Origin of the sequence: Bradyrhizobium sp. KB893862 SZCCT0404 (assembly GCF_018130885.1) — a bacterium.
GTDB classification, from domain to species: Bacteria; Pseudomonadota; Alphaproteobacteria; order Rhizobiales; family Xanthobacteraceae; genus Bradyrhizobium; species Bradyrhizobium stylosanthis.
Map to the genome: position 1 here is coordinate 1 of NZ_JAFCLT010000027.1, position 1,094 is coordinate 1,094.

At 61.8% G+C, this 1,094-nt stretch carries 1 protein-coding gene; it reads right to left on the minus strand.

Going from position 1 to position 1,094, the window contains the following annotated elements; translation table 11 throughout:
* Position 1: 1 nt before the first annotated feature.
* Positions 2-1,036: an IS110 family RNA-guided transposase gene (locus JQ617_RS39855; RefSeq protein WP_211380698.1), complete on the minus strand. Its 1,035-nt coding sequence runs from the start codon at positions 1,034-1,036 to the stop codon at positions 2-4.
* Positions 1,037-1,094 lie beyond the last annotated feature (58 nt).

Below are 1,094 nucleotides of genomic sequence, written 5' to 3' on the forward strand. Positions count from 1 at the left end.
CTTAGCCTGCCATGGCTTTGGCCATCGGATTGAACGGCTTGGCGTCGGCGAGCATGCGATGCAGGATCACCGCGAGCTTGCGCGCCAAGGCGACCTTGGCCTTGCGCATGCCTGCGCGTCTGGCGATCCGCATTGCCCAGCCCTTTAGCGCCGCGCAATTCCTGACCGGCTTGGTCAGCATGACGTGGGCCGCCTGATAAAGCGCCTCCCGCACCGAAGCATCGCCGATCTTGCTGATACGGCCGGTGTAGTCGGTCTCACCCGATTGGTACTTCTTCGGAGTGAGGCCAAAATGCGCTCCTGTCGCCTTCGACGAGCGGAAGCGCATCGGGTCGTCGATCGCCGAGGCATAAGTCAGCGCCACAATCGGGCCGACCGACGGCGTCGTCATCAAAAGACTGGCCTGCGGGTGTGATCTGGCGAGCCGTGCCACTTGCTTGTCCAGACTGTTGAACTCGCGCCGCAACACGGCATGGGCTTCGAGCAGCGCCTTCGCCACGACCTTAAGTCCAGGATGGCCTGCAACGAGTTCTCGGATGCGTTCGGCGAAGGTACGCTCGGTAGTCTTGCCGACCTTCAGCCCAAAGCCGCGAAGCACTCCGCGAAGGCTGTTCTCGATGTCGTGGAGCTTGGATTGCAGCAGCTTGCGGGTCGTCAGAATGGCCCGCGTCTCCTGTGCCCCGATCGACTTGCAATGCACCGGCCGGAACCAGCCGAGGCGCATCAGCTGAGCTATCCCGCGTGCATCGTTGCGGTCCGACTTGACTGGCATCGCCTTGAAGGCATCGCGAACGTGCCGCGTCTCCAGAAGCTCGACCGCAAGACCAGCGTCCCGCAGAGCCGCATAGAGCCATTGCGACAATGGGCCCGCCTCCAGCCCGATCCGATCCAACGTCACCCCCAACGAACCGAACCAGGCGATCAGCGCTTCCGGCTCGCTGGAGACCTTCGTCTCGCGCAAAATCTTGCCTGTCCCATCGACAAGGCAGATGCTCGAGCATTCCAAGGACACGTCAATTCCTGCATAATGGTACATGGTCGTCCCTTAATGATGCTTGGAGCGGGCTTGCCCGACTCCGTTGAACACCATCAGA